This is a genomic window from Nocardia sp. CA-290969 (genome assembly GCF_050936135.1).
Classification (GTDB): Bacteria; Actinomycetota; Actinomycetes; order Mycobacteriales; family Mycobacteriaceae; genus Nocardia.
Map to the genome: position 1 here is coordinate 1,620,021 of NZ_JBNJNJ010000001.1, position 21,707 is coordinate 1,641,727.

General features: G+C 69.2%; 20 protein-coding genes. 9 read left to right on the forward strand and 11 right to left on the reverse strand.

From position 1 onward, the window contains the following. Nucleotides 1-411 (reverse strand): PPOX class F420-dependent oxidoreductase, encoded by a 411-nt coding sequence (locus ACQEVO_RS07680; RefSeq protein WP_432910331.1) that lies wholly within the window; start codon nt 409-411, stop codon nt 1-3. Between the two features lie 101 nt (nt 412-512). On the opposite strand from ACQEVO_RS07680, the gene ACQEVO_RS07685 reads away from it, so the two are divergent. Further along, a complete protein-coding gene (locus ACQEVO_RS07685) occupies nt 513-938 on the forward strand; it encodes a nitroreductase family deazaflavin-dependent oxidoreductase (protein WP_432910333.1) in 426 nt (141 codons plus the stop codon). Nucleotides 939-941: 3 nt separating this feature from the next. Here ACQEVO_RS07685 and ACQEVO_RS07690 read toward each other — a convergent pair whose 3' ends face one another. The 3 genes from ACQEVO_RS07690 to ACQEVO_RS07700 form a co-directional block, all read right to left on the reverse strand. Beyond that, entirely contained in the window at nt 942-1,613 is a 672-nt protein-coding gene (locus ACQEVO_RS07690; protein ID WP_432922462.1) for a sterol desaturase family protein, read from the reverse strand. A gap of 68 nt (nt 1,614-1,681) precedes the next feature. Continuing rightward, a complete protein-coding gene (locus ACQEVO_RS07695; protein ID WP_432910336.1) occupies nt 1,682-2,407 on the reverse strand; it encodes a FadR/GntR family transcriptional regulator in 726 nt (241 codons plus the stop codon). 260 nt (nt 2,408-2,667) lie between these two features. Then, nucleotides 2,668-3,795, reverse strand: a complete 1,128-nt coding sequence (locus ACQEVO_RS07700) for an NDMA-dependent alcohol dehydrogenase (RefSeq protein WP_432922465.1) — start codon at nt 3,793-3,795, stop codon at nt 2,668-2,670. 238 nt (nt 3,796-4,033) lie between these two features. Between ACQEVO_RS07700 and ACQEVO_RS07705 the strand changes: the two genes are divergently transcribed. Continuing rightward, the gene (locus ACQEVO_RS07705) at nt 4,034-4,885 is read left to right on the forward strand and encodes an oxygenase MpaB family protein (protein WP_432910338.1); all 852 of its coding nucleotides are present in this window, start codon (nt 4,034-4,036) and stop codon (nt 4,883-4,885) included. Nucleotides 4,886-5,092: 207 nt separating this feature from the next. Here the strand turns inward: ACQEVO_RS07705 and cobG are convergent, their stop codons facing one another. Next, a complete protein-coding gene (cobG, locus tag ACQEVO_RS07710; RefSeq protein WP_432910340.1) occupies nt 5,093-6,274 on the reverse strand; it encodes a precorrin-3B synthase in 1,182 nt (393 codons plus the stop codon). A 238-nt stretch (nt 6,275-6,512) separates the two neighbouring features. Between cobG and ACQEVO_RS07715 the strand changes: the two genes are divergently transcribed. Both ACQEVO_RS07715 and cobN read left to right on the forward strand, forming a co-directional pair. Next, complete coding sequence (locus ACQEVO_RS07715) at nt 6,513-6,836, forward strand: hypothetical protein (RefSeq protein ID WP_432910342.1); 324 nt, start codon at nt 6,513-6,515, stop codon at nt 6,834-6,836. Nucleotides 6,837-7,005: 169 nt separating this feature from the next. Beyond that, nucleotides 7,006-10,632, forward strand: a complete 3,627-nt coding sequence (gene cobN, locus ACQEVO_RS07720; RefSeq protein WP_432910344.1) for a cobaltochelatase subunit CobN — start codon at nt 7,006-7,008, stop codon at nt 10,630-10,632. 97 nt (nt 10,633-10,729) lie between these two features. Here the strand turns inward: cobN and ACQEVO_RS07725 are convergent, their stop codons facing one another. The 3 genes from ACQEVO_RS07725 to ACQEVO_RS07735 form a co-directional block, all read right to left on the reverse strand. Continuing rightward, nucleotides 10,730-11,221, reverse strand: coding sequence for a hypothetical protein (locus tag ACQEVO_RS07725; protein WP_432910346.1), 492 nt, complete (start codon nt 11,219-11,221; stop codon nt 10,730-10,732). A gap of 196 nt (nt 11,222-11,417) precedes the next feature. Next, nucleotides 11,418-12,197 carry a nucleotidyltransferase domain-containing protein gene (locus tag ACQEVO_RS07730; protein WP_432910348.1) on the reverse strand — a complete coding sequence of 260 codons (780 nt, stop codon included), beginning with the start codon at nt 12,195-12,197 and terminating at the stop codon, nt 11,418-11,420. An 85-nt stretch (nt 12,198-12,282) separates the two neighbouring features. Beyond that, nucleotides 12,283-13,035: a TetR/AcrR family transcriptional regulator gene (locus ACQEVO_RS07735; RefSeq protein WP_432910350.1), complete on the reverse strand. Its 753-nt coding sequence runs from the start codon at nt 13,033-13,035 to the stop codon at nt 12,283-12,285. 55 nt (nt 13,036-13,090) lie between these two features. On the opposite strand from ACQEVO_RS07735, the gene ACQEVO_RS07740 reads away from it, so the two are divergent. Then, on the forward strand, nt 13,091-14,548 hold the full coding sequence (locus ACQEVO_RS07740; RefSeq protein WP_432910352.1) for an MFS transporter: 1,458 nt from the start codon (nt 13,091-13,093) through the stop codon (nt 14,546-14,548). Between the two features lie 92 nt (nt 14,549-14,640). Here the strand turns inward: ACQEVO_RS07740 and ACQEVO_RS07745 are convergent, their stop codons facing one another. Continuing rightward, nucleotides 14,641-15,465: an SDR family NAD(P)-dependent oxidoreductase gene (locus ACQEVO_RS07745; RefSeq protein ID WP_432910355.1), complete on the reverse strand. Its 825-nt coding sequence runs from the start codon at nt 15,463-15,465 to the stop codon at nt 14,641-14,643. A gap of 83 nt (nt 15,466-15,548) precedes the next feature. On the opposite strand from ACQEVO_RS07745, the gene ACQEVO_RS07750 reads away from it, so the two are divergent. Then, on the forward strand, nt 15,549-16,124 hold the full coding sequence (locus ACQEVO_RS07750; RefSeq protein WP_432910357.1) for a TetR/AcrR family transcriptional regulator: 576 nt from the start codon (nt 15,549-15,551) through the stop codon (nt 16,122-16,124). Here the strand turns inward: ACQEVO_RS07750 and ACQEVO_RS07755 are convergent. Beyond that, on the reverse strand, nt 16,114-16,467 hold the full coding sequence (locus ACQEVO_RS07755; RefSeq protein WP_432910360.1) for a 4Fe-4S dicluster domain-containing protein: 354 nt from the start codon (nt 16,465-16,467) through the stop codon (nt 16,114-16,116). The genes ACQEVO_RS07750 and ACQEVO_RS07755 overlap by 11 nt on opposite strands. Beyond that, nucleotides 16,464-18,050 carry an FAD-binding protein gene (locus ACQEVO_RS07760; protein ID WP_432910363.1) on the reverse strand — a complete coding sequence of 529 codons (1,587 nt, stop codon included), beginning with the start codon at nt 18,048-18,050 and terminating at the stop codon, nt 16,464-16,466. Before ACQEVO_RS07760 ends, ACQEVO_RS07755 begins: the two co-directional genes overlap by 4 nt. A gap of 143 nt (nt 18,051-18,193) precedes the next feature. Here ACQEVO_RS07760 and ACQEVO_RS07765 point away from each other — a divergent pair, with 143 nt between their 5' ends. The 3 genes from ACQEVO_RS07765 to ACQEVO_RS07775 all read left to right on the forward strand — a co-directional run bounded on the left by ACQEVO_RS07765 (nt 18,194) and on the right by ACQEVO_RS07775 (nt 21,680). Beyond that, nucleotides 18,194-19,252 (forward strand): ABC transporter substrate-binding protein, encoded by a 1,059-nt coding sequence (locus ACQEVO_RS07765; RefSeq protein ID WP_432910365.1) that lies wholly within the window; start codon nt 18,194-18,196, stop codon nt 19,250-19,252. A gap of 7 nt (nt 19,253-19,259) precedes the next feature. After that, nucleotides 19,260-20,462: an MFS transporter gene (locus ACQEVO_RS07770; RefSeq protein ID WP_432910367.1), complete on the forward strand. Its 1,203-nt coding sequence runs from the start codon at nt 19,260-19,262 to the stop codon at nt 20,460-20,462. Between the two features lie 267 nt (nt 20,463-20,729). Then, nucleotides 20,730-21,680 carry an endonuclease/exonuclease/phosphatase family protein gene (locus tag ACQEVO_RS07775; protein WP_432910370.1) on the forward strand — a complete coding sequence of 317 codons (951 nt, stop codon included), beginning with the start codon at nt 20,730-20,732 and terminating at the stop codon, nt 21,678-21,680. Nucleotides 21,681-21,707: the final 27 nt, after the last annotated feature.

The window sequence follows — 21,707 nt, forward strand, 5'->3', positions numbered from 1 at the left end:
CTAACGCCGTAGCGTCGGAAGACCATCGGGAACATCGATTTCCAGTCCGACCGCCCGCCCGCCGTGGCGGCGGAAACTGCCCAACGCAGTGGTGAGCACGAAGATCCGGAACTGGGTGCCGTATTTGGCGGTCAGTGCCCGTTTGGCCCGGCGTATCTCGCCGGGCGGCAGCACCCGGGCGCTGCCGGCTCGCCAGGGTCCGGTCGGCGTGCCGTCGAAGGTGCAGCGGGCGACCTCGACTCGTGGGTTCGCCCGGATTCGCCGGGCCTTCCACGACCGTCCCGGGGTGTAGCCGTACCAGCGGTCCCCGGCGGGTGCCAGCCAGATCGCGGTACCCACCGGGGTGCCGTCGGCGCGATAGGTGCGCAGGGCGAAGAAACGGTCACCGTCGGGGTCGTTCGTGAACGCCATATCCCCAGTGTGGCAACCGGGAACGGCAACGGCCGCGGGATGCACCCGCCGCGCGAACCGAGCAACCGGCCCCGCCGGCCGGTTCCCGGCATAATCCGGATATGGCAGAGGACTGGAACCAGCAGATCATCGAGGAATTCCGGGCCAACGAGGGCCGGGTGGGCGGGCCGTTCGAAGGTGCTCCTATCGTGCTGCTGCACCATCGGGGCCGGAAATCGGGGCGCGAATTCGTGGCCCCGACGATGTATCTGCCCGACGAGCAGGATCCCGGCGACCTGATCTACGTGTTCGCCAGCAAGGCCGGCGCCCCCACGAATCCCGAGTGGTACCACAACCTCACCACCGCCGGCCGGGCCACCGTGGAACGCGGTACCGAAACCTATCCGGTCACCGTCACCGAGGTCGCGGGCGCGGACCGCGACCGGATCTACGCCGAGCAGGCCCGGCGTTACCCGGGTTTCGCCGAATACGAGGAGAAGACCCGCGGTATCCGGACCATCCCGGTGCTTGCCCTGCGCCGCGCCTAGCGTTTACGCCGGCCGCGGCTGGTGCAGGGCTTTCGCGGTCGGCGAGTTCGGAACCCGGGCGGGATCGGGATAGGTGCCCAGGAGCCGGTCGGCGGTGCCGGCGGTGGTGACCGCGAACCAGTAGTGCTCGTTCTTGAAATGGTGCAGTCGATGGTTGCGCCGCACCGTGCGCAGCACGGCCCCGCGCGGCTGGTAATCGGTATGCACCAGGAAGTGGGTCCATTCGTACACCAGGCCGAGCGCGCCGACGGTGGTCAGGAAGGTCAGGCCGAGTTCTGTGCGGCCGAATGCGACGAGCCCGATCACCAGCAGCGCGGGCAGCAGCCAGAGGAATGTCTGCCAGGGGATGAAGACCAGTTCGGGCTGCCGCGGATCGGCATGGTGGGCACGGTGTTTGCGCGCCAGCAGCGAGTCGATCCGCCACCGGCCGACCGTGCGGGGCCGCCAGTGCAGAACGCCGACGTGGATGATCCATTCGACGAACGGGAACGCGGCCACCGCTACGACCGGGATCAGCGCATCGGTGATCTGCCAGTCGCCCGATACGACTCGCGCGGTCGCGGAACACACCAGCAGGCCCAGGATGATCCACGGTGACGGGGCTCGGGCGAAATCCCGGAGCACCGCGGTCAGGGTGAGCCCGCGCCGGGTGGTGTGCGCTTCGTCGGCGGCCATCCGGCGCCTGGCCAGGCGGTCGATCGCGGAGTTGCGGGCGCGGCGGGCGCGCAGCGCTGCGGTGATGTTCATGGCGAGTTCCGTTCCAAACGGTGCAGCAGCGTGTCGAATTCGGTGGTGGCCGCCGACAGCAGCTCACCGGCGCGCGCGCCGGCAGTGTCGCCGTCGCCCGTGGTGACGGCGTCGGCCAGTGCGCGATAACGCTCGGGCCGGCCGACCTCGGCGTCCATCACACCGGCGAGCGCGGCCATCGTCGGCTCGTAGATATCGCGCAATTGGTTGAACAGCAGCCGCAGGACGATCGAATCGGCCGCGTCCACGAGGTGGTCCCAGTACCCGAGCGCCGCGCGTTGCCGGGCCGGGGAGTCCGGCGCCGCGACGAGTTCCCGCACCGCCTCGGAGAGGGCCTGGGCGAGCTCGGTGCCGCCGCGCCGGGCCGCCAGCACCGCGACCTCCCGGCCCAGCGAGGCCCGGGTCTCGAGGATGCTGCGGACCACCGCGTGATCGAGTGTGCCGCCGCGGAAGATCAGTTTCGGCAGCAGTTCCAGTCCGCCGTGGCGGCGCGGATCCCGCACGGTGGTGCTGCCACCCTGCCGGATATCGACCAGACCGGCCCGGGCGAGCCGCTGGACGGCTTCACGCACGGTGGGGCGGGAGACGCCGAGCGCCTCGGCGAGCTGCCGTTCGGCGGGTAGCGCGGAGCCGGGCGCCAGTTCGCCGGTGAGGACATCGTCGACCAGTTGATCGAAGATCTCGTCGGGCACCGAGCGCCGGGCGATCCGTTTCAGGGCCATACCGCGACACTAGGCCGACGATTGGTAAGAGGTCAAGTGGTAAGACCAGTATGCGAGAAGAATGGCCGGGCCGTCGATGGCGATCCGGCGGCCATTCGTGTCGGCCGGTGGTTCCGCCGGATTTCATCACCGGGGTACGGGTCTCGACCGTGTGTCTGTCGCCGAAAGACGATGTGGTGCCCGGGGCAGGGCACCACATCGTTCGGACTGCGGGCGACCGCCGGTCGTGGACTGCTCTCCGGGAGGGTGGGCCGTCGCGCTCAGCGGTCGGCGTCGGTATACCGGATGACGCCGCGAATATTGCGACCCGCGAGCATGTCCTGGTACCCCTCGTTGATCTCCTCGAGCCGGTACTGCTTGGTGACCATATCGTCGAGATTCAGCTTGCCCACCTGGTACATCGACAGCAGATGCGGGATGTCGTAGTGCGGGTTGCCGCCGCCGAAGATGGTGCCTTGGAGGTTCTTCTGCAACAGCGACAGCATGGCCAGGTTCAGTGTGGTCTTGTTCTCGGTGAGGCTGCCCATGGCGGTGAGTACACAGGTCCCGGCCTTGGCGGTGATGCCCATCCAGCTGTCGACGTCCTCGCCGTGCACCTCACCCACGGTGACGATCACCTTCTTCGCCATACCGCCCCAGGTGACCTCCGCGCAGCCGGCGGTGGCTTCCTCGATGGTCGCGTAGGCGTGGGTCGCGCCGAACTTCAGCGCCTGTTCGCGTTTCCACGGCACCGGGTCGACGGCGAAGATGTACCGGGCGCCCGCGTGGACGGCGCCCTGTAGCGCCGACATGCCCACCCCGCCGAGGCCGATGACCGCGACATCCTCACCGGGCCGGATATCGGCCGTGCGGACCGCGGAGCCGTACCCCGTGGTGACCCCGCAGCCCACCAGGCAGGCCACTTCGAACGGGATCGACGGATCGATCTTCACCACCGAACTCTCGTGCACCACCATGTACGGGGAGAAGGTGCCCAGCAGCGCCATCGGATAGACGTCCTGGCCGCGGGCCTGGATCCGGAACGAGCCGTCGGTCACCGACGTGCCCGCGAGCAGCAGTGCGCCCAGATCGCAGAGGTTGCGCAACCCGGCCTGACAGGACGGGCATTTCCCGCACGACGGGATGAACGACAGCACCACATGATCGCCGACGGCGAGGTCTTCGACCGCCTCGCCGACCTCGATGATCTTGCCTGCCCCTTCGTGGCCGCCGAGTACGGGGAACCCCATCATCGGGATTCCGCCGGTCACCAGATGGTGGTCGGAATGGCACATGCCCGCTGCTTCGAGGGCGATCTTCACCTCGTGTTTGCGCGGATCGCCGATTTCGATCTCCTCGATCTGCCACGGCTGGTTGAATTCCCAGATGAGAGCGCCTTTGGTCTTCATCGTGTACTCGCTTTCGTCAGCGCGCTCCGGGCCCGCCACGATGCCGGGCAGTGGGCCTCGATCTCGCATGAACATCTGTATGGACATCAGTCCGGACAACGATACGGCAGTGTAGTCCCCGCCCGTTCCGCTTTCATCGGCCGCCGTGTCCTTCTGCACCTGAAGGGGCGAGATGATGAGAGTGTGAACTAGCATCCATCTCAACGCTTCACCACCTGTGTGTAAAGGAGATCGGATCATGGGTGCTCCGGAAACCGCCGTCACGTCCGCCCCGGTCGGTGCACCGATCGGACCAGGCTCGCTGACCTGGAAATACGCGGGCGACCTCCGCAATATGCTGTTCCTCGGCCGCACCGGCATCCTGCAGAACATGCATCCGGCGGTGGGCGCCGCGCTGCAGGATCATTCGAACTTCTTCGCCGATCCGTGGGACCGGTTGATCCGCTCCCTGCCGCAGATCCAGGGCATGATCTACGACGCCGACAACGAGGCGCAGGCCGGCCGCGTCCGCGACTATCACCGCCCGCTGAAGGGCACCGATTCCCGGGGCGAGCGATACCACGCGCTCAACCCGGACGTGTACTGGTGGACCCACGCCACCTTCGTCGAACTCACCCTCGCGCTCAACGAGCATTTCGGCACCCCGCTCACCGCGGCGGAGAAAGACCAGTTGATCGCCGAGGGGGTCACCTGGTGGCGGATGTACGGACTGTCCGACCGGGTGCTGGTATCGAATTACGCCGAGTTCGAAGAGTATTGGAATCGCACCATCGACGAAGTCCTGGAAGCCAACGCGACCACCGATTTCGCCCTCCGGCTCGGCAGGCACCGTATCCCGGCCATGCCCGGTATCCCGGAACCGGTCTGGTCGGTGATCTGGCGGCCGGTCATGGCGTTCAATGTCTGGCTGGCCAACGCGCTCATGCCCGAACGGGCCCGCGAGATCCTGGACCTGCACTGGAGCCCGCTCGACCGGAAACTCTTCGGCCTCTTCGCGACGACGGTGCGGACCGTGTGGCCGCTGCTCCCGGAGCGACTGCGCTACGCGCCACGCGCATACGCGGGAATCGAGCGCGTCCGCGCCCGCTGAGCACCGCCGGGGTCCGAGCGTTCGGGCCGGCCGGAGTGCCGAGCATCCGCCACGCCGGTGCCAACCGCCCCGGGATCGGGTGTGATCACGGGAATCCGTCCGCGGCTACCAACCGCCAGTTCCGAATGGAAGCCGGTTCCTACCGCACGACCGGATCGTAAGACCGATGGGCCGCGGCGATCCCCGCAGAACGTGCCGCCGAGCGTTTCAGTTATCGGGAGAGATCACCCGATAACCGTCCGGCGTGGCGGTGACCTCGGTGACCTGCCCGGCCGGCCGGCCGCAGCGGCGGTCGCAGCCGGACCAGTGCTGTCGCCCCGCGGTCACGACCGCCGAGGCGGGGATCGCCTCGGCTGCCGCGGTCTGCGATGCGGTGGTGCGGCCCGATTCGGCCGCGGCCGCAGCATCGGCGCGGATATCGGTCAGGGATTTCGCGCAGCCCGGCTGTCCCGCGCAGGCGCTGACCCGCAACCACGGGGAGGCGGCGTCGAATATCAGGCCCATCGGCGCGAGCACCCGCACCACCTGCTCGGCCGCTCCTTCGCCGAGATCGGTGATCACCAGGCTGCGCCAGGGGGTGATCAGGATCGGGCGTTCGATCGCGGCCAGGAATTCGGCGGTCCGCGCCGGCAGCGAACCCAGGCGGACACCCGCGCCGAGCGCCATCAGTCCGTCGTTCTGGTCCAGCCAGCCGATCGGCGGTTCGGCCGCCACGCCGAACTCCACCCGCTCGCGGCCGGGGGAGTGGCCGAGTAGTGCGATCAGGCGTTCGGCGCCGTCGTCGAGTTCATGCAGTCGCCACTGGCCGGTCCCGAGCTCCAGGAACCCGTGTGCGGCGGCGAGCAGCCTGTCCACGGTATCCGCGGCCGTGACCCGGATTCCGGTGTCCGCTCCGGCGAGTACGAGGGCGAACCGATCGTCGCCGACGGCATGGGCACCGATATCCGGGCGCAGACCGCTCACATCGCCGCGGCCGTCGTCGATCGTGAACAGCACGCGGCCCGGGAGGCCGGCCAGCCGGGGCGAACCGAGCAGCCGGGTATCGAGCGCGGAGACCAGCGGGCGGATATCGGGATGTGGACCGATCCGGCCGGACAGGGGCGAAGCGATGATGTTGCGGACCCGTTCGTGGGTCCGGCTCGGGAGCAGTCCCGCCGCGCCCAGCAGGCCGGCGAGCGCATCGGCATCGCTGACCTGCCGCAACTGCACATTGCCACGGGAGGTGAGTTCGATATTCCCGTCGCCCAGTCGCTGCGCCGCCTCGGCCAGCGTCTGCACCTGCTCCGGCGTCAGCTGCCCGCCGGGTACCCGGACCCGGGCCAGCGGTCCGTCGGCGGCCTGGTGCAGCCGGAGGACACCGGGACAGGAATCGGCAGTGGTACGTGGCATGACCCGACCAGGATACGAGCCCGGCGATCCGGCCCGCGCGCAGCCGGGCACCGGTGCCGCGGCCCGGCGGGCGTCATCTGCGAAAACCGGTGCGCTGTGCTGTGATTGTGGTCGGGAGGGTGATCATGCGAAAGGAAGCCGTCGCAGGCGTCTCGAGCCCGGTGCTTCTGGGGCTTGTTCCGGCTGCGCGCGGGAGTATCCGGCACCTGGTGACCACCCCCGCCGAGAGGGTGGGGATATGAATCCGATGAGTACCGAACGCTCCGCGCTGTCGGTTGCTGTCCAGGTGATTGCCGGTGTCCTGGGTGCCGCCGCGGGGCTGCTCTGGCTCGGCTGCGTCGGTATCGCGCTCCCGTTTCATCTCGGTAGCGACCCCGCGGCCGATCCGCATGGTTACGGGCTGATCTTGGGCACCGTGTTCTCCCTACCCACCGGCCTGGTCGCCGCTCTGGCAGCGCCCTTCTCCTTCCCCGCAGGCCATCGGTGGTGGTCCGCCGGGATCGTGATTCCCGTCCTGGTGGTGACCGCGGTCTTGTGGGTCGCGTTCATCGCGACGTCGTAGGCGCCACCGCTGCGCGGGCCCGCCGCGGTGTCGCGGTAGCATCCGAACGCTCGACGGGTGACGAGGAAACCGGTGGAACTCCGGTGCGGTCGCGCCACTGACACAGCCAGACCCTCTCCGGCGAGCACACCGAACCCCGACGGGCGCGTCACCCCAGGAAGGTCACCCTGTGATTCTGCTGCTGTCCACCTCCGATACCGACCTGCTGAGCGCGCGTGCCAGCGGCGCCGATTACCGCTGGGGCAATCCGGCGCGCCTCCTGGTGGAGGATCTGCCGGGCCTGCTCGACGGGGCCGAACTGGTGATCGTGCGGATCCTCGGCGGTAAACGGGCCTGGGAGGACGGGCTGGCCGCGGTACGTGCCAGCGGTGTACCGGTGGTGGCCGTGGGCGGGGAGATGGCGCCCGACGCCGAACTGATGGAATGTTCCACGGTGCCGGTCGGAGTGGCGTCGGACGCGCACAACTACCTGGCCGCCGGCGGTCCGCAGAATCTGCGGCAACTGCACAACTTCCTGTCCGACACCGTCCTGCTGACCGGTCACGGGTTCGAACCGCCGGTGCAGCTGCCCGGCTGGGGGCGGCTCGAGCGGGCCGCGCGGGCGGCGGAGCCGGGTGGGCCGACCGTCGGTGTCGTCTACTACCGCGCACAGCATCTCGCGGGCAACACCGGGTACATCGATGCGCTGTGCACGGCGATCGAGGACGCCGGCGCTGTGCCGCTGCCGGTCTACTGCGCCTCGTTGCGCACGGCGGAACCGGAACTGCTCGAAACGCTCCGGCAAGCCGACGCGCTCGTGGTCACCGTACTGGCGGCGGGCGGCAGCAAACCGGCCACCGCGTCGGCGGGCGGCGACGACGAGGCCTGGGATATCGGCGCGCTCGCCGAACTCGACGTACCGATTCTGCAGGGCCTGTGCCTGACCGGCGGCCGCGCCCAGTGGGCGGCCAACGACGACGGTTTGTCCCCGCTGGATGTCGCGACCCAGGTCGCGGTGCCCGAATTCGACGGGCGGATCATCACGGTGCCGTTCTCCTTCAAGGAGTTCGACGCCGACGGCCTGTCCTCCTACGTGCCCGACCCGGAGCGCGCCGCGCGGGTCGCGGGGATCGCGGTCCGGCATGCCCGCCTGCGCTACATCCCCGCCGAACGTAAACGCCTGGCGCTCATGCTGTCCGCCTACCCGACCAAACACGCCCGCATCGGCAACGCCGTCGGCCTGGACACCCCCGCCAGCGCGATCGCCCTGCTCGGCGAACTCCGTGCCGCCGGATACGATCTCGGTGCCCCCGGCGAGGTGCCGGGACTGGACGAGGGCGACGGCGACGCACTCATGCACGCCCTGATCGCCGCGGGCGGGCAGGACCCCGACTGGCTCACCGCCGAACAGCTGGAAGGCAACCCGATCCGGATCGGCGCCGAGGTCTACACCGCCTGGTTCGAGACCCTGCCCGCGGAACTGCGGGAGGCGGTGGTCGAGGCGTGGGGCCCGTCGCCGGGGGCACTGTATGTGGACACCTCCGCCGATCCGCGCGGCGAAATCGTCATCGCGGCCCTGCGTTTCGGCAATGTGGTGCTGATGGTGCAGCCGCCGCGCGGGTTCGGCGAGAACCCGGTCGCGATCTACCACGATCCCGACCTCCCGCCCAGCCACCACTACCTCGCCGCCTACCGCTGGCTGGCCACCGATACCGCGGCGGGCGGATTCGGCGCCGACGCCGTGGTGCATCTCGGTAAGCACGGCAACCTGGAGTGGCTGCCCGGTAAGACCCTGGGTATGTCGGCCGCCTGCGGCACCGACGCGGCCCTCGGCGATCTCCCGCTGATCTACCCCTTCCTGGTGAACGACCCGGGCGAGGGCACCCAGGCCAAACGTCGTGCGCACGCCACCCTGGTCGATCACCTGATCCCGCCGATGGCGCGGGCGGAGAGCTACGGCGACATCTCCCGGCTCGAACAACTTCTCGACGAGCACGCCAATATCTCCGCCCTCGACCCGGCGAAACTCCCCGCGATCCGGCAGCAGATCTGGACCCTCATGCGCGCCGCGAAAATGGACCACGACCTCGGGCTGGCGGAGCGCCCGGACGAGGACTCCTTCGACGATATGCTGCTGCACGTCGACGGCTGGCTGTGCGAGATCAAGGATGTGCAGATCCGCGACGGCCTGCATATTCTCGGCCGCGCGCCGGCCGGTGAGAACGAGGTGGATCTGGTACTCGCCATGCTGCGGGCCCGGCAACTGTGGGGCGGCGAGATGTCGGTGCCCGGCCTGCGCGAAGCGCTGGGGCTCAGCGAAGCCGGTGGCGAATCCCGCGAACGCGTCGATGCTGTCGAGGCACGGGCGCGGGAACTGCTGGTCGCGCTGCAGGCCGAGCAGTGGTCGCCGGCGGCGGTGGACGGATTGGCCGAACGGTTCGCCGCGGACCTGTTCGGTGCCGCCGGGGGTGATCGCGCCGCCGTGACCTCGGTACTGCGATTCGCGGCGACCGAAGTGGTGCCCCGGCTGCGCGGAACCGCCGTCGAGATCGAGCGCGTACTGCATGCCCTGAACGGTGGCTTCATCCCGGCCGGGCCCAGCGGTTCGCCGCTGCGTGGACTCATCAATGTGCTGCCGACCGGCCGCAACTTCTATTCGGTCGACCCGAAGGCCGTTCCGTCGCGGCTGGCCTGGGAAACCGGTCGGGCCATGGCGGATTCCCTGCTGGAGCGGTATCTGGCCGATCACGGCGAATACCCGCGCTCGGTGGGCCTTTCGGTGTGGGGTACCTCCGCGATGCGCACCTCGGGCGACGATATCGCCGAGGTACTGGCCCTGCTCGGCGTGCGCCCGGTCTGGGACGAGGCGAGCCGCCGGGTCACCACGCTCGAGGTGATCGACCTCGCCGAACTGGGCCGCCCGCGCGTCGACGTCACCGTCCGCATCAGCGGTTTCTTCCGCGACGCCTTCCCGCACGTGCTGGCCCTGCTCGACGACGCCGTCCGCCTCGTCGCCGCTCTCGACGAGCCCGCCGAATCGAATTTCGTTCGCGCCCATATGGTGTCGGATCTGGCCGACCACGGCGACGAACGCCGCGCGACCACCCGCATCTTCGGGTCGAAACCCGGCACCTACGGTGCGGGCCTGCTACAGCTCATCGATTCCAAGAGCTGGCGCACCGACGACGATCTCGCGCAGGTCTACACCACCTGGGGTGGCTACGCCTACGGCCGCGATCTCGACGGGGCCCCCGCGGCCGACGATATGCGCACCGCCTATCGCCGGATCACGGTGGCCGCGAAGAACACCGATACCCGCGAACACGATATCGCCGATTCCGACGACTATTTCCAGTACCACGGCGGGATGGTCGCCACGGTCCGGGCGCTGACCGGGAAGAATCCCGAAGCCTATATCGGTGACAGCACCCGGCCGGATTCGGTGCGCACCCGGACCCTGTCCGAGGAGACGACCCGCGTCTTCCGGGCCCGCGTGGTGAACCCGCGCTGGCTCGAGGCCATGCGCCGCCACGGCTACAAGGGCGCCTTCGAAATGGCGGCCACGGTGGACTACCTGTTCGGCTACGACGCCACCACCGATGTGGTCGCCGACTGGATGTACGAGAAGCTCGCGGAAAGCTACGTTTTCGACGAGACGAACCGCAAATTCATGGAGCAGTCCAACCCGTGGGCGCTGCACGGTATCGCCGAACGTCTCCTCGAGGCCGCCGAACGCAAGCTGTGGGCGCAACCGGAATCGGAAACCCTCGACCGGCTCCGGCAGATCTACCTGGAAACCGAGGGCGAACTCGAATAGCGCCCGCGGTCGTGCCGCCCGCCGGATCCGGTTCGGCGGGCGGCACGGACCGGCAGGAAGCGAATACCGTTCGAGCCGGTGCGGTGACCCGGGTACGTCAGAGCGTCCAGGCGCCCTGGACGTGGTCGTCGTTGGTGGCGAAGACGATTTCCTTCGGCTGCTGCCGGGGCGTGAGACCGAAGGCGATCAGCCCGCTTCGCGGTTGTCCCGGTTCGAGGAAACCGCCCGGATACTCGCCCGGTACCCCGGTCAGCGGGTACACCATGTCACCGTTCGTGGTGATCAGGCGCAGGTCGACGGTCGGCAGGAAATAGGGTTTGCCCGCCGTCTGTTCGGCGCCGACCTCGTAGGCCACGACCGACTGGTCTTCCGCGCGGGGTGCGACCTCGGCGTCGGCGGGGCGGATCGTCACCTTCATGTGGCCGCCCGTGCGAATGGGGAAGGTCGTGCCCAGCGGCCCGGAGGCGACCGGATCGGCGAGGACCGCGGCGGGTGGGCCCGGTTCCGCCGGAGTGGGCTCGGAAACGGCCGCGCCGGCGAAGACGAGGGGCAGGACGACCGCTACAGCGGCCACGACGGTCTTTTTCATCCTCATCCTTCTCCGAAATCTCGTATCACTCGGTGCCCGTGCTGCGTCGTCGCATGCGGTGGGCCCGGTCTGCGGGCCGAGCCGTGCTCGGCCTCCCGCGAGCCTAGGGGCGACACGCCGCTGTGCCCAACCTGCCGGCTCATTGGTGCCGAACCTGTGATATTCGATCTTGCCGAGACCGTACCGTGACCCCTCGTCACCCGCGTGCGGGGGCCCCGATCTCCCGCGCACAGGCCGCTTCGAACAGCTCGCGGGCCGAATCGATCCGATCGGCGAGCATCCCGGGATCGGGTGACATCCCCGCGAGCAGTGTGTCGATATCTCGGAGACCGGCGCGCTCGAGCAGGCGCTTCTCGTTGGTCACCCATTCGCCGCGGGCGGCCGTGACGGCGTGCGCGGTCTGCATCGCCGCGGTGGCGAGTGCACCCGCGGTTTCGGTGAGCCGCCCGTGCGGGGCGTGGGCGGTTCGGGCGTAACGCAGGGTCAGATCGGCCTGGCGGCGCCAGATCGGCGGTGCCACCGTGCGCATGGCCGCCGGGAACTCCGGTTTCGGCAGTTCACCGCGCAGTACCCGGGAGACGGCGAGTTCGCCCACCACGAGGTAACTCGGGATGCCCGCGAGGTGGAAGGCCAGCGGTTCCCAGCGGAACCGCCCCTGTTCGGCCTCCGACCGTTCGTGTTCGATCACCGTGAGATCGCGATAGTGCACGTCGACCGCGCGGCCCTCGACCGTCAGCCAGGCGCCGCCGTTGAACACCCCACCCCACGCGCCGAGCTCGGAGATCTCACCGTCCCAGCCCACCGCGCGCAACGACGCCGGGTCGAAGTGGTCGCGGTAGTAGAGCGCGAAATCCCAGTCGCTGTCCGGGCCGTGGGTGCCCTGGGCCCGGGAGCCGCCGAGTGAGACGGCGACCACCCCGGGCAGGGTGGCGAGGCGGTCGGCGATGTGGTTCACGAAATCGTCGTCGGTGCGCACGGAGTCCTCCCAGGTGGGGATGGCCGGAACGGCATACGGCGGGACCCGAACCTGCTCGTGCCGGCAGAACCGGGCCCGAGGCCGGTCAGGACGGGCCGGTGGCGTTCGTTTCGCCCGACACCGTATCCGCGCCGGGCCGGCCGCGCAGCCGAGTTTCCAGCCCGTCCAGCACGCACATCAGTCCGAAGTCGAAGCCCAGCGCCTGGCCGGCCGTGGAATCCTCGGGCATCACGGTGTGGTAATCGGCGCGCATCTCCGGATAGTCCGTGGCCAGCCCGTCCAGCATGCCCACCACGTCCTGCTGCCGCACCGGGCCACCGTGGGCCTTCTCCATGGCGATCACCGGAACGATCTGGCCGAGCACGAAACTGTTCACCGTCCCCCCGGCGAGGTAGACATCCAGGCCCTGGAAGCCGGCGTCGGTGAACGTCCGGCGCAGCCGCTCACCGAGCCGGAACGCGCGCGGCCCCCAGCTCGGTAACTGGCCGATCAGGGTGGCCGCCCACGGATGCGCGAGCAGCACGGCGCGCAGGTTGTAGGCGTAGGTGGTGAGGGTTTCCCGGAGGCTGCCGGATCCGTCCAGTCCGCCGCCGTCGTCGACCAGACCCCAGAACTCGTCGAGCGCGAGTTCGAGCAGTTCGTCCTTGTTCGCGACATGCCAGTACAGGCTGGTGGCGCCGGCGCCGAGCCGGCCACCGAGTTTGCGCATACTCAGCGCCGGGAGGCCCTCGGAATCGAGCAGGTCGATCGCGGCGCGCACGATCTGGTCCCGGGTCAGGCCCGAGGTCCGGGGCTGCCGGGGTGCCCGTGTCCATACCGAATCGAAACTCTTCGCCACAGCGTCGATCCTATCGCCGCTCGCACGCCGTTCCGTTTCGTCGTACAGTGTGCGAGTGGAATCGAACACTGTACGAGATCCGCGCCGCTGGCTGATCCTGGCGGCGCTGTGCCTGTCCCTGCTGGTGCTGATGATCGACAGCACCGTGCTGAATATCGCGATCCCGTCGCTGATCCGGGAATTGGATGCCACCCCCGCCGATATCCAGTGGATCCTCGACTCCTACGTCCTGGTCTTCGCTGGTTTACTGCTCACGGCCGGCAGTCTGTCGGACCGGTTCGGGCGCCGCCGGATGCTGATCCTCGGCCTCGTGGTGCTGGGGGTGGGGTCTCTGGCCGCCGTCGTGGCGGCCGAACCGTGGCAGGTGATCGCCGCCCGCGCCGTGATGGGTATCGGCGGCGCGCTGCTGATGCCTTCGACTCTCTCGATCCTGATGACCACCTTCGACGAGACCGAACGCCGGATGGCGCTGGCCGCGTGGTCCACGGTCTCGATCCTGGGAATCGTGGCCGGTCCCGTTCTCGGTGGGTTGCTGCTCGAGCATTTCTGGTGGGGTTCGGTGTTCCTGCTCAACATTCCGGTGGCGGTCCTGGCGATCGCCGCCGCGCTCGTCCTCATGCCGGAGACCACCGGTGAACAGCGCCCGGTCGACCTGGTGGGTGTGGTGCTGTCGGTCGTCGCGCTGGGTTCCACGGTGTACCTGATCATCGAGCGGGAGTGGAACGTCCCCGTCCTGGTGCTCGCGGTGGTCTCGGCGGTGGCGTTCGTGCTGTGGGAGCGGCGGCAGGAACAGCCGATGCTGCCGCTGGGTGTTTTCGCGAACCGCGATTTCACCGGCACCTGCGCGACGGTGCTGCTGATGGTGTTCGGGATGGGCGCGGTGATGCTCATGCTCACCCAGTACCTGCAGTTCGTTCTCGGCTACGGACCCATGAAAGCCGGTCTGGCGCTGCTGCCCTACGCCCTGGCCGGGGCGGTGTTCAACGGTCTGGGGGCCACTCTGGGCAAGAACCTGGCGAACAAAACCCTCATCGTCTCCGGGTTGACCGTGATGGCCGTGGCTTTCGCGGTCCTCGCCGTGGGCGGCGGATACCTGTGGGTTCTGGTGAGCATGCTGATCATGGGCATCGGCGGCGGCCTGGCCGGCCCGGCGGCCTACACGGCCATCATGAACGCGATACCGCTGCGGCACGCGGGCGTGGGATCGGCGCTCAACGACACTTTGCAGCAGGTGGGGCTGGCGCTGAGTATCGCGATCCTCGGCAGCGTGCTGGCCGGTGTGTTCACCGCGCGGATGCCCGAGAGCGCACCGGCGCCGGCCCGGGAGTCCATCGGCGCGGCCTTCGAACTCGGCTTCGCCGAGGACGCGAAAACCGCCTTCACCGAGGCGGTTTCGGTGGGCGCGTGGGTGAGTGCCGGCTTCAGCCTGGCGGCCGCACTACTCGGTGCGGTCCTGCTCCGCGCTCGTCCGGTGCCGGCCCGCCCGGCCGAACCGGTCGCCGTGCCGGATTGACCGCGGCCTCTCGGGTCCCTTGCGAGCCGGTCCGGGAATCTGCGCGCCGGCTGGCCCTCGTGTTGCTCGGGCCGGTGCGCCGGGTTGTCCGGTCACTCGGGGCTTGCCGGACTGATGTCCCGTTCGATCAGCGCCGCCAGCCGGGCGATGTCCCGGCCGTCGTGGTCGCCGGTGACCAGTGGTTTCCGGCGTGCACCGCGGTATGCGGACCGGCCGGGCGCGGGGTCGTCGATCAGGCTGATCATCGGGCGGATCGCGGTGTCGGGGCGCGCGCCCAGGAGGCGGCCCAGAACCGCTGCGGAGAGCTGCATCGCCGGGCCGACCTCACCGGCGAAGCTGGTTCGCACCAGCCCGCGGGGCCCCCAGGTCACATAGGAGAGGCGAGGATCTGCCTCCGTGGCGAGAATGCCCAAGAGTTCGTTGGCGCGCCGCTGCTGCGCGTTGGCGCGGGCGAAGGTGAAGCCTGCACGCATTCCGGGGTCGTCGAAATCGATGGCATCGGTGCGCGTGCCGGGCACCGCGGTATTCACCACGACCGGACGCTCGGCCGCGCGGAGCCGGTCGGCCAGACCCGTGACGAACAGGTACTTCGAGACGAAGAACAGCACCCATGACGCCTCGTGACCCTCGGCTGTCACGTACCGGCTCTGCCGGATGAACGACGCCGCGAGCACCAGGGCGTCGATCCGATCGTGCTCGGCCCGAAGCTGTTCGACCACGCGGCGGCTCTCGGCGACCGACGAGAGATCGGCCGCGAAGAACCTCGCGCGGCCCGGCCCGGATGCGGTGGCGCGCAAGGCTTCGAACTTCGCCCGGTCGCGCCCGATGACGACGACCTGCTCACCCGCTCCGAGATAGTGCCGGGCGAGTGCCGCGCCCATGCCGTCGGTACCGCCCGTGATCACGATCGTTCTCATATGCCCACTCCATTTCCGGAACACTCGTTCCGGAACAGCGTACCTCGAGCGGAACCGATGTTCCGGTTCGCTAGAGTGTGGGGGTGGCAGCGGATCGGAAACAGCGGCGAGATGCCGCCGCCAACCGGGAACGGATATTGGAGGCGGCGCGAGAAGCCCTGCGGGACAACGGCATATCCGTGGATATGCGGGCAATCGCCGGTGCGGCAGGCGTCGGGATCGGCACCCTCTACCGGCATTTCCCGACCCGTGACAGCCTGCTGGAGGCCGTCACCGGCACCGATCTCGCCGCACTTGCGGGAGCGCGCCTCCCCGAAGGCGTGTCCGCGCTCGCCGGCCTGCGTGCGTTCTTCACCGCGGCCGCCGACCAGCTCATCGGCAATCAGGCGATGATCGACCTACTGGCCGCCGGGCCGCCGTCGAACGCCGACCTCGAACGGTGCCTGGCGCACCTCACCGAGATCGGGCACGAAGCCGTGCGCCGCGCCCGCACCGATCACACCCTCGCCCCCGATATCACCGCCGGCGATATCGCTTATCAACTTCTCGGACTGCTCCGTATCGCCCAGTTGATTCCCGGTGCCGATACACAGGCCCGGGCGCACCACATCGACCTCGTCCTCCGCGGACTGGCCGCAGCGGACGTACTCAGCTCGTGAGTGGTGCCGAATTCGGTTGTAGTGCGGGGCCGACGGCGTCGAGGGTTCCGGGTTTGCGGCCTTTACCCCAGCCGATCCGGGCGCGGTAGCTACCGAGCAGGCCGCGGCGGATCAGTTCCTGCTCATCCGCGGCGAACGAATCCGGGGGTTCGGGGACCGTGCTGGGGGCGACATACAGGGCGTCGGCCGGGCAGTTCGCTTCGCACTGGAAGCAGGTCTGGCAATCGCTGTGCCTGCTGATCACCGGGATGCCGTCCGGGCCTCGATCGAAAACATTCGTCGGGCACACCGCGATGCACTTGTCGCAGGTAATGCAGCGCTGCGCCGAAACCAGCTCGATCATGAGGCCACTCCGGCCGCCACCGCCTGTTCCGGGCGGACCCGGATACCGTCCAACCCGCTGGTGATCAGGCGATGGTGCTGGTCCGGGTCCTGGCCGGGGAAATCGAGCCGTTTCGCCATACCCCGGGTTTCGGTGCGGGCCAGGGCCGCGTGATACATCCAGCGGGCATGCGCGGTCATCGCCGCCGCCTGCCTGGTGCGCACGCGCTGTTCGTTCGTCCCGCCGAGGGTTTCCCGCACGGTGGCCCAGATATCGTCGAGGGTGGCGAGGGATTCGGTGAGCACGGCGCCGTGGCGCAGGTAGTTCTTGTCGTAGGGGAGGACCTCGCGTTGTACCGCGGCCACCACCTCGCGGTGGTCCCCGGAAACCCGCGTGCCCCCGGGCCGGGCGCCGGAATCGCCGATCGCCCGCACCGGACGGCTGTGCGAGCCGGTTCCCAGCGACCGGGCGTACCGGGCCGCGCCGGCCCCGGCCCAGTTCCCCGAGGAAATCGCCCATGCCGCATTGTGACTGCCGCCGCCGGTGAACCCGCCGCAGATCAGTTCGCGGGTGGCGGCGTCGCCGGCGGCGTAGAGCCCGGGGACGCCCGTCGCGCAATCGTCGGCGACGAGCCGGATTCCGCCGGTGCCGCGGACCGTCCCCTCCGCGATCAGCGTGATCGGGAATTTGTCCGTGAACGGGTCGATACCGCGGCGGTCGAAGGTCAGAAAGAAATTCGGCTGGGCCCGGCGCATGGCCGCGCGGGCGGGCTCGTCGGCCCGGTCCAGCCGGCAGTACACCTTGTCGCGCAGGAGTTCGGCCGCGATCGGTGAGCGGTGCCGGCCGCTCGCGCCGTCCAGCACACTGCCGTCGGCGCGATAGAAGGTCGCGAACTGGTAGAACGCGGTCTTGGTCACCGAGGAGCCTTCGGGCGCGATCCCGTACGCGTTGGAGAATTCCATACCGGACAACTCCGCCCCGGCCTCGACCGCGAACAACGCGCCGTCCCCGGTGTTCACATCACAACCCAGCGCCTTCGACTGGAACGCGCAGCCACCGGTCGCCAGCACCACCGCACCCGCCCGCACGCGATAGCCCTCCCGGGCCTGCCGCCGGTAGCCCAGCGCCCCGGCCACCGCGCCGGTACCGTCGACCAGCAGTTCGGTGACCGGTGCGTGATCGAGTATCCGGACCCCCGCCCGGCGCACCAGGATTCGCATCCGCCGCATGTATTCCGGCCCCTGCAGGCCGTTGCGCAACTGCCGGCCGTCCGGGCCCACCGGGAACGGGAACCGCGCGACCTCCGCGAGCTCGTTCAGGCGGTCGAAGGTTTCGTCCAGTACCCGCTGCGCCCAGCGGCGATCGGCGAGGTAGCCGCCCAGGCTTTCCCGGCTCGCGATCGCCGCCTCCCGCTCGATCGGGTCGGGCGGGACGTACCAGACGCCGGTCCCGGCGGAGGCGGTGGCGCCGCTGGTACCGCAGTAACCCTTGTCGGCGAGCACGACCGCGGCACCCGACCGCGCCGCGCGCAACGCGGCCCAGGTCGCGGCCGGTCCACCGCCCACAACGAGGACATCGGTGCTCAGATCGATCGGATCGGTCATTCGAAACCCCTTGCTGCCTGCCGCGATATCGGCCCGTCTCGGCGAATCACAGGCTGGCACCGGTCCGCGCCCCGGGACAACGGTTGGAATCGGCACTGGTTTAACCCTCGCCCGCCGCTGGGCGCGCGGAGATCATCACCGCCATGCGTATACGTGTGCTGACCCTGCTCGTCGCGGTGCTCGCGGCCGTTTCGACGGTGTCGGCGTGCGGTACCTCCGACGCGACCCGGACCACCCCGGACGGGAAAACGATCATCCGGTACCAGGGCTGGGCCAGCCAGGTGACCTATCCGGAACTCGCCGCCGAACTGGGTTATTTCGGCAAGGTCGCCCTCGAATGGGTCGGTAACACCACCAGCGGCCCGCAGGACATCCAATCGGCGGCCACCGGCGCCACCGATATCGGTGGCGCGTTCAACGGCGCCGTGGTCAAACTCGCCGCGGCCGGTTCGCCCATCACCTCGGTGATCAGCTACTACGGTTCCGACGACGAGAATTTCACGGGCTACTACGTCCTGGACAACAGCCCGATCCGCAGCGCCCGCGACCTGATCGGCAAGAAATTCGGCGTGAACACCCTCGGCGCGCACCACGAATTCGTGGCCCGGGAATGGTTGGCGCAGCAGGGCTTGTCCCCGGAGGAGATCGGGCAGGTGGAGCTGACCGTGGTACCGCCGGTGAACGCCGAACAATCGCTGCGGCAGGGTCATATCGATGCCGTCGCCCTGTTCGATATCTGGCGTGACGAGGCCGTGGCCCGCGGCGGAATCCGGCCGCTGTTCACCGACGGCGGTCTGTACGGGCACTTCAGCTACGGCACCTATATCGTGCGCGACGATTTCCTCGCCCGGAACACCGATGCCGTCGCCGACCTCACCCAGGGCACCGCCCGGGCGATCCGCTGGGCCCAGACCACCCCGCGCGACCAGGTGATCGCCAAGTTCAAGGAGATCATCGAACGCCGCGGTCGTGAAGGGGAGAGCCCGCAGAAGGCCGAGTACTGGAAGAGCACCGGTGTCGCCGGCCCCGGCGGGGTGACCCGTGAGAAGGAGATCCAGTTGTGGATCGACTGGCTGGTCCGCAACGGTGAGATCGAGGAGGGGAAACTCACGGCGGCCGATATCTACACCAACGAGTACAACCCGTACGCCAACGGCACCTATCCGGAGAACGCGGGCCCGGACGGTCAGGTGACCGGCTAGCGCGGATATGTCGACCTGGACAACTCTGCGGCCGCTGCTGCCCACCGTTTTCGTTCCCTCCGCGGTTTTCGGCATCGGTCAGGGCGCCGGCTCCCCGGTGATCGCCCTGACCGCCCGCGACCTGGGCGCCTCCGTGGGCACCGCCGGCCTGGTCGTGGCCCTGGTCGGATTGGGCGCCGTCCTCGGTGACCTGCCCGCCGGCCGCGTGGTCGCCCGGTTCGGCGAACGCCGCTCGATCATCGCCGGCTCGCTGATCGGCACTTTCGGTGTGCTGCTGTCGCTCGTGGCATGGACACCGGCGGTCCTCGCCCTCGGCGCCCTGCTGACCGGGGTGTCCAACGCGGTGTGGGGGCTGGCCCGGCAGAGCTATCTCGCCGAAGTCGTGCCGAGCGAGATGCGCGCCCGCGCCATGGCGACCTTCGCGCTCATGTGGCGGCTGGGTTTCCTGATCGGGCCGTTCGCCGGGGCGCTGGTGATCCTCGCGATCGGCACTCGCGGCGGGTTCGCGGTGCAACTGGCCGGGGTGATCGTCTCCGGTTATCTGATGGCCCGGGTACCGGATCCGCCGCGCACCCACGACGCACCGGCCGGCGGTGTCCCACTCAGCACGATCCTGCGCCGCCATCGCCACCTGCTGGCGACACTCGGCACCGGCTCACTGCTGATGGGTGCGGCACGGGCCGCCCGGGAGGCGGCGCTACCGTTGTGGGCCGATCACATCGGGCTCGACGCCGCGTCGGCCTCCCTGGTTTTCGGGATCGGCGCCGCCTGTGATCTGTTGTGTTCGTATCCGGCCGGGCAGTTGATGGACCGCTACGGCCGGCGGTTCATCGCGGTGCCCTCGCTGGTGATCATCGCGGTGTCGTATTTCGCCCTGCCCTGGTCGCACGATATCCGGACGATCGGCGTCGTCGCGGTGGTGATGGGAATCGGCAACGGTTTCGGCAACGGAGTCATCATGACGCTCGGCGCGGATATCGCGCCGCCCGCCACCCGCGCGGAATTCCTGGCGGCCTGGCGGCTCACCCACGACTTCGGAATGTTCGCGGGACCGCTGGTCGCGGGCGCCGCCGCCACCGTCGTCACGCTGGGGCTCGCGATATCCGCGCTCGGTCTCGTCTCGATATCCGGTGCCGCCGTGATGTACCGCTACATACCCCGATTCGCACCGGCCCCCGGCCGGTCGGCTCCCACCCCGGTGCGGACCTGAATCATGTCCTGGCCGCGGGCGGCGTATCACGTCCCGGCCGCCGCGCTCGAGATGCCGGACCTCGACCCGGGGAGACCACGTTGCCGCCCGGCCGGCCTCGGTGGCCGATTTCGTCGCCGTCGATGTCGAACAGGCGTGTGGCCGGCATGTTTGCTTGTTACGCAACAGTTTCCGGCCCTGCGGTGGGACCGGTGCTGTTTCCCAGGTGCTGAGACGGGTGCAAGGTCGCGGAAAGGATTTCGCAACCGCACCGGATAAGTTGACCCTATGACGCATAGCGTGACCCGCCGGATTCTGCTCGCCACGGGCTGGTGTGCGTTGTTCGCCGCAGCGGCCGGTATCGCGCTCTACCTGGGCGGCTGGCAGCGGCGCGAACTCATCCTGCTCGCATCCGGAGCGACCTACCTGATGCTCGGTGCGCTGGCCGCGCTGCTGTTGTTCCTGCTGGCCAAAGGCTGGCGCAGCGCCGTCGCCGCCGGAATCGTGCTGACCGGGGTGCTGTGGACGCAGATCCCGCTGTTCGTGCCCGACAGCAGCGCTGCCGCCCAGGGCACCGAACTGACCGTCCTGCAGACGAACCTGTTGTTCGGCGGCGCCGACACCGGCGCGGTGGTGGCCGCGGTCCGCGAGCACGAGGTCGATGTCCTGACCGTCGACGAACTCACCCCGAATTCCGTTGCGCGGCTGACGGCGTCCGGTATCGACACCCTGCTCCCGTACCACTACCTGGAACCCGGCCTCGGCGGCGGCGGAACCGGTATCTACAGCCGCTTCCCGCTCACCGAAACCGTCCGCCACCAGGAATTCCAGATGGCCAACCTGTCCGCCACCCTCACCCATCCCGCACTCGGACCGGTCACCGTTTTCGCGTTCCATCCGCTGCCGCCCAATATCGACCACACGGTGTGGCTGAAGGAACTGGCGGCCGCCGCCGCCCTGCTGGAGGCCACCGAAGGACCGGCGGTCGTCGGCGCCGATTTCAACGCCACCAGCGATCACGCCGCCTTCCGCAAGCTCGTGAGCGGCCGCTTCGCCGCGGCGGCCGAGCAGGCGGGCGCGGGCCGGCTGCTCACCTACCCGAACGACCGGTCGTGGGGCCCGGTGATCGGCATCGACCACATCCTGGTGTCCGGCGGGACCACCGACCACATAGAAACTCTCACCATCCCGGGCTCGGACCATCGCGCTGTCCTGGCCGGGCTCCGGCTGTCGGCCTGATCTCGGGCCTCTCGAATTCGGCAACCC